Origin of the sequence: Rahnella perminowiae (assembly GCF_019049755.1) — a bacterium.
GTDB lineage: Bacteria > Pseudomonadota > Gammaproteobacteria > Enterobacterales > Enterobacteriaceae > Rahnella > Rahnella perminowiae.
This window is the reverse complement of the sequence record NZ_JAFMOS010000366.1, coordinates 1-6,224: the sequence shown is the minus strand read 5'-3', so window position 1 is coordinate 6,224 and position 6,224 is coordinate 1. Positions and strand designations below refer to the sequence as shown.

General features: G+C 45.4%; 6 protein-coding genes. 5 read left to right on the top strand and 1 reads right to left on the bottom strand.

What is annotated here, in order from left to right:
* The first annotated feature begins 306 nt into the window (after positions 1–306).
* Together J1785_RS04385 and J1785_RS04380 are read left to right on the top strand one after the other, a co-directional pair.
* Positions 307–609, top strand: coding sequence for a hypothetical protein (locus J1785_RS04385; protein ID WP_217218897.1), 303 nt, complete (start codon positions 307–309; stop codon positions 607–609).
* Positions 610–719: 110 nt separating this feature from the next.
* Positions 720–1,754 (top strand): IS110 family RNA-guided transposase, encoded by a 1,035-nt coding sequence (locus tag J1785_RS04380; protein ID WP_013576221.1) that lies wholly within the window; start codon positions 720–722, stop codon positions 1,752–1,754.
* Between the two features lie 240 nt (positions 1,755–1,994).
* Here the strand turns inward: J1785_RS04380 and J1785_RS04375 are convergent.
* Positions 1,995–3,169, bottom strand: a protein-coding gene (locus J1785_RS04375) for an IS3 family transposase (RefSeq protein ID WP_217192170.1) whose coding sequence is annotated in 2 segments (ribosomal slippage) — positions 1,995–2,911 and positions 2,911–3,169 — 1,176 coding nt in all. Because the reading frame shifts where the segments join, the coding sequence is not laid out codon by codon here.
* A 280-nt stretch (positions 3,170–3,449) separates the two neighbouring features.
* Between J1785_RS04375 and J1785_RS04370 the strand changes: the two genes are divergently transcribed.
* The 3 genes from J1785_RS04370 to J1785_RS04360 form a co-directional block, all read left to right on the top strand.
* Complete coding sequence (locus J1785_RS04370; RefSeq protein ID WP_217192169.1) at positions 3,450–4,757, top strand: ABC-three component system protein; 1,308 nt, start codon at positions 3,450–3,452, stop codon at positions 4,755–4,757.
* The gene (locus tag J1785_RS04365) at positions 4,750–5,454 is read left to right on the top strand and encodes an ABC-three component system middle component 1 (protein WP_217192168.1); all 705 of its coding nucleotides are present in this window, start codon (positions 4,750–4,752) and stop codon (positions 5,452–5,454) included. The genes J1785_RS04370 and J1785_RS04365 overlap by 8 nt, the downstream gene beginning before the upstream one ends.
* Positions 5,438–6,224 (top strand): ATP-binding protein (locus tag J1785_RS04360; protein ID WP_217218896.1); only part of this gene is annotated, 787 nt, incomplete at its 3' end. The genes J1785_RS04365 and J1785_RS04360, both read left to right, overlap by 17 nt.

The following is a 6,224-nucleotide window of genomic DNA, read 5'->3' as shown; positions in this document are numbered from 1 at the left end:
TTTACCGCTGCTGGAAGACCAGAACCCAGTACGATGAAGCAAAGTATTTGCTGGCTCTCGAAGCGCGACACTCGCCCTTACTGAAGCCATAAAAAGCTTGTCGAATGTCTCAGGGCGTGAAGCGGACATTGTAACTTTCACAAGCTGATCCTGATATAGGATGGCTGTCACTTGGCGGGTATTGTGTAAGCCGTCATAGCATATGCATAATAACTTTCTTCAGCGACTAACGGTTCATCATAAAATCGATATTATCGCAGAGGACAGGCGTTTCTGGCCACATTGTGGCTACAGGGGAAAATGAAAATGAGATTTATGACACTGTTTACATTGCTTTTCGCTCTTCCGCTCCATGCCGAAGACCATGATTATGGTCCGCCCATCTCTATATGCCTGAACAAACATACTATTCCATATATCAACACGACGATTCCTGCTGAGAATATTGTTAATGATGCTTATAAGGCGTGCGAGGATATCGTTAATGAATGGAATAATGAGCGTGCATCCTTGCCCAAGGAAATGGTAATCAAGCAGAATAATGAATTGAGAGAGATGTATGTCAGGATGATTGATATCCGCAGGAAAGCAGATGCTAACAAAAGATGAAAGCTTTGTTTTACTTCATTCTGTAAGTTGTAGTGATGTTATGGACGCCCCTCCCTGAAGTAGCCAGTGCCATACTCTATTGACTGCAATTAATTCAGGAGTGATATCACATGAACACAATCAGAGTTGTTGGTATCGACATTGCCAAATCTGTTTTTCAGGTATGCGTCTGGATGGTTGATGGTTCAATTGCATATAACAAGAAGATCTCCCGTTCAAAATTGCTGGATTGCGTTCGACACTTCGAGCCCGGAACGCTTATCGCGATGGAGGCATGCTCTACTTCGCACTTCTGGGGCAGAACCTTCAGAACGATGGGATACAACGTCAGACTGATACCTGCCCAGCACGTTAAAGCCTTTGTCAGAAGCCAGAAAAACGATGCTAATGATGCGCTGGCGATTTGTGAAACAGCACTCCGCCCTGGCATCCACTTTGTTCCGGTCAAAACTGCTGAGCAGCAGGATATCAAAGCGCTGCGAAATACCCGTCAGCTCATGGTTGAGCAAAGAACGGCGCTGGCTAACCAGCTTCGTTCTCTGCTCGCTGAATATGGTCTCATTATCCCTGTCGGGATACAGTGCCTCCAGCAGCACCTGCCTGAACTGATGGAAGACGCGTCGAATGAGTTAACGTTCACTGTCCGCCGTTTACTTTCTACATTGCGGGAAGACATGCAGGCGCTGAATGAACGCGTCACCGGACTGGATAAGGAAATTGCTGCATTGTCTTCACAACAAGCTGCCTATCGCCAGTTGTTAACTATTCCGGGAGTCGGCCCGCTCATCGCGGCAGCGTTTATCAGTGAAGTGGATGCAGGGCAATTTTCCAACGGCAGAGAGTTATCCGCCTGGTGTGGCCTGGTTCCCCGGCAGCACAGTTCGGGAGGCAAGCAACGATTATCCTCCGTGACAAAAAATGGCAATCGTAGTCTCAGAACATTAATCATCCATGGAGCACGGTCTGTAATGCGCTGTATGAAAAAGCGCGATGACAGTCTGGGCCTTTGGCTGCAAAGGCTTGAAGCTCGTCGGGGGTTCCTGAAAACCACGGTTGCACTGGCGAATAAACTGACGAGAATTATCTGGCGTGTGCTGACAGATGGGGTTGATTTTAATATGCAGAAGGCCGTTGCGATGAATTAGCTAAAAACAGCAATTTACAGAAACTTATTTAACTGAGTTTGCAGGCACTGATGAGAAAACGGCTACCGTCCCTGTAACAGCCTGAAGTTGACCTGGGTAATCATATACCGGTGTAGTGATAAGGAAACAGGGCTCGGATAACATCATGGCGCGGGTAAATTAACCCACTAACGACGCCGGATATATGGTCGCAAACCGTATCGAACCAGTACTTGTAACACCCGGGGCGTCCATATATGGTCAACAAAAACTGGCCACGGCTTTAGAGTTTTTCCAAAACAATCTTTCTGATTCATTCGGCGTCAAACCACCATTATATTGATGAGGTCTGAGCTGGCTGTAATATCCTGTGATGTAATTCGTTATTGCCGTGCTGGCTTGGCTAAAATTAGCGTAGCCATTATCCGGTACCCACTCTGTTTTCAGACTTCTGAAGAACCGTTCCATTGGGCTGTTATCCCAGCAATTTCCCCGGCGACTCAGACTTTGCTTTATCTGATATCTCCACAGTAACTGCCTGAAATTCCTGCTGGTATAGTGACTGCCTTGATCCGAGTGATACAGTAAATTAGCCGGTTTTCCCGGTGCTTCCCAGGCCATCGACAGGGCTTTACCTGTCAGTGCTGAATCAGGGAAAAATGACATCGCCCAGCCAACCGGTTTACGGGAAAACAAATCGAGTACTACAGCCAGATAAGCCCAGCGTTTTCCCGTCCAGATATAAGTCACATCACCGCACCAGGCCTGATTAGGCTCGGTAACAGCAAACTGGCGATCCAGATAATTAGGGATCTCAATGTGTTCCTTAGACGCCTTCTTATAACGATGGCCAGGTTGCTGACAGCTGATAATATTGAGCGCTTTCATTAGCTTTGTTGCCCGCCAGCGGCTCAGTTTTATACCTTTGGTGGTGACCATCGCGGCAATGCTTCGCGCTCCTGCTGAGCCGTTACTTTCGCGATAAACTTCACGCACAAGGCTCAGTAATGCCACTCTCGTGGCGTCAGGCTTCCTGGGCTGCCGCCAGTATTTATAACAGCTGCGATGAACCCCAAACACGTTGCACACAACGGCAACAGGAAACCGCGCCCTGAGTTTCTCAACTAATGAGAATTGTTCAGGGAGTCTGACATCAAGAGCGCGGTAGCCTTTTTTAATATATCCCTTTCCATTTCAACGCGTTGAAGTCTTTTCTTTAGCTCGCGTATTTCAATCTGCTCAGGTGTCATGGGTGAAGCAGTGGGTGATTTTCCCGCTCGCTCTTCTTTCAGTTGTCGAACCCATTTGTCCATTGTGGATTTGCCGACGTTCATTGCCGTAGCAGCGGCGGCAACGGTGTAATGCTGATCGAGTACAAGCTGGGCAGCTTCGAGGCGAAACTCGGGGCTAAAATTGCGTCTGTTACGTCCGGTCATAATGTCACCTGTTTTTACTGTGAGGTGATGATATCACCTCTATTCAGGTGGCCAAATTCAGTGTGCCACTACATTGGCACTGACCAAACCAACGAAGATTCAGTGCAAGCATATGATAAGCAACAAACATGTAAATCTAGGGAGTAAATCAACATTCTTGAAGATTCTAAGAGTATTTTATATATCAATAGGCTATATACTTAAAATTGCTAGTAGATGGGAAGAGTCTCCGTGCTGAGAATTTCCCGATTGATGCGAATCTAAAGTGATAAGGGATCTCATGGCAGTAGCTCCTCAAGTTTTTCCACACACAGCTATTTCTACGTGGAGTGGATTTGTCTATCAGGGCAAGCTGGCGCTGTACCATTGTTTGAAGATGATGTCCTCAGATTATGAAGCGAACCGGGATTTGAAACTACAATTAGAAAGTCAGGATGATTTCGCAATTTTTCGTCACCAGCAATGCCTGTCAATGCATCAGGTCAAAGCGTACAAGGACACGCGATTTTCTGCCTACAACGTTGGCATCACGACCCAACGGGATAATGCGAGACAACGGGGAGTGCCACTCGCTTATTTTCATGTTGCACGCGCAGTAACGAATATCCCGGCAACATTTGAGGCTGACTATGGACCAGTGAGATTTTATACTTATCCCATTCCTCCTGATGTTGCCGGGAATATCACACAATTGTTTTGCCCGCTGAATCAAGTGGACATATTTATTCGGAATGAACTCTCCAGCCTGCTTACTAATGTTGCACGGCAACCCGCTTGGAAAAATTCAATTGTCGCGAGTATTCAGAATACGCTTGAAGCAATAGTGAATTCGAAGGTCGTTATGACCCATAGCAAAATACACAGTTCCACATGTCATCAGGCCGTAATAGCTGCCAGCGAATTCATCGACTTTTCAGAACTGTATGGTGTAATCGAAGCAGATGATTATGCTCAGTTTGAGAATGAGGTATTCTTCCTTAGTCGTCTGCAGATTGATATCGGTACATACTACCAAGAGTTTTGTGAACGCCAGGACGGCCTCTCCCAAGCAACATGCCAAAAGCTGGATGACTATCTGGCTGCTATTACTGCGCTGAAGGTTGAGGGAATGAAGTCATTCCTGCGAGCAACTATGCCGCATAAAAAGGGACGTTTTAAAACACTTAGTGAATTTAAGGACCAATCACTTGATCGTGATGCAATGCGACTTGGGATGTTTATGATTTTCTGGAAACTAGTTCAGGCTGCACGTAATGATGGTTCTGATGTCGCATTCTCGTGGCTAGATGACGGGCTTTTCTACTATCCAACAGGTATCCACCACGCTGCAGAGCATCAGGAAAGTATCTGTTACGACATCATGCAACAAGCACTCAGTGAAGACGTGGAATGTTTGTTCGAGTGCGGTGCACTCATCACTAGCGCTATAGACAGGCCATCAATCTCGAATGTCATGGTTGGTATCGATGCCACAGAAGGTGTAGACACCGCTGAACATGAGTTACTGAGAGAAAATCGCATCGGGAATTATAAGAAGATAGCGATGGTATCTTTAAACAATGTACCTGAGAGTCTAAAAGATGCATAACCTAATTGAGCAATTATTGGCGTCAGAAGGAATGGCGCGTAAGACCTCCACTGACTTGGCATTATACGAATACAGTACTCCTGGAAAGACAAATTATTGGCTGGTAATTCATGACGAACCAATAATTACTCCTAAAATCCAAGCTGGATGGTTAAGTAAATGTAAAAATGCCACAGCCGATCCTGCTCTTGAGAAAAATATTAACTTATTGATTGTCTGGAATACTGACAGCAGCAGTGTGCTCGCCAATAAACGAGTTCATCATATAGAAGAAGACAGCTACTTCTTTAAAAAGCACGTGCTTCCTTACACCACCGAAGAACTGGAATCACTACGTCAACAGATTGCCACTCAAGGCTTTACAACTGTTTTTCGTGAATCAATTACCGCACCTAGCACATTTACTGAATATAAATCACACTACCTAGAAGGAGGCTGGCAAAGCTTATTATACAGGCTTGCAATTAAGCTTCCTTTTATCGCAGTTAATAGTTCGGATAATTCCGATCTAGCCAGCCTCGAGCGAAATATTCAGGAAAAAATCCAGCGTACAGCTAATTCTGGTGTATTGGTTGCAACAGATTCGGCTATTGACTCTCTAGCAAATCAGATCGCATCGCCGAATGTGATGCCAGAAGATTTATTGACCTTCATGGATGAGAAATTGTCTGAGGCAGGCTATGAAATTGATCGTTAAGCGTCTAGAAGTACGTAATTTCAAGGTTTTTGAAAAGATTGAGTTAACCCTCGAAAGTGATCATCTCGTCGTTCTTGATGGCCCCAACGGTTTCGGAAAATCATCATTTTTTGATGCACTGGAACTCCTGCTGACAGGAAAAATCCGTCGCTATATTGAGCTTGAAGAGCTGACAGTAGATCGACGTAGCCTGAAACCAGGCTGCCCCTGGCTGTTCAAACAAGCAAGGGAAAATGACTGGCTTTCAATTCGTGCAGAGATTGTAGTTAATGAGCAGAGCCGTTTCCTTGAGAGAGCAGCGAGTAAAGCTGTACTGGACGAGCATAGTGGTGTAACTGATTTAAGGCTTCCTCTTTATGAACTGGTAGACTTCGGAGCGGAGCGGGATGAGGCCATTTCACAGGAAGAAACTTATCTTTCTGCGTTACTTGGTGATCAGTATCAGCGCGATTTTGAATTATTCCATTATGTCGAGCAGGAAGAAAATACCCGGTTGTTAAAAAAAAAGGAAAAAGACAGACAGGGCCAGATTGCGCACCTTTTCGATATTGGCGATATTCAGGACAAAATTAATAACATTACCCAAGCTTCGGCCAAAATCGGAAATTTGTGTAACCCACAGAAAAAAGCTGACCTGAAACAACTTAAGGATAATTGGGAAACCGCTAGGCAGCAGGTGTTACCAGCAGGTAGTTCTGTCGCATACGAAAGAATGATAGCGGTCACAGATCAGCCATGGGATCGTGATGTTTTACAGTTTGATGTACAGC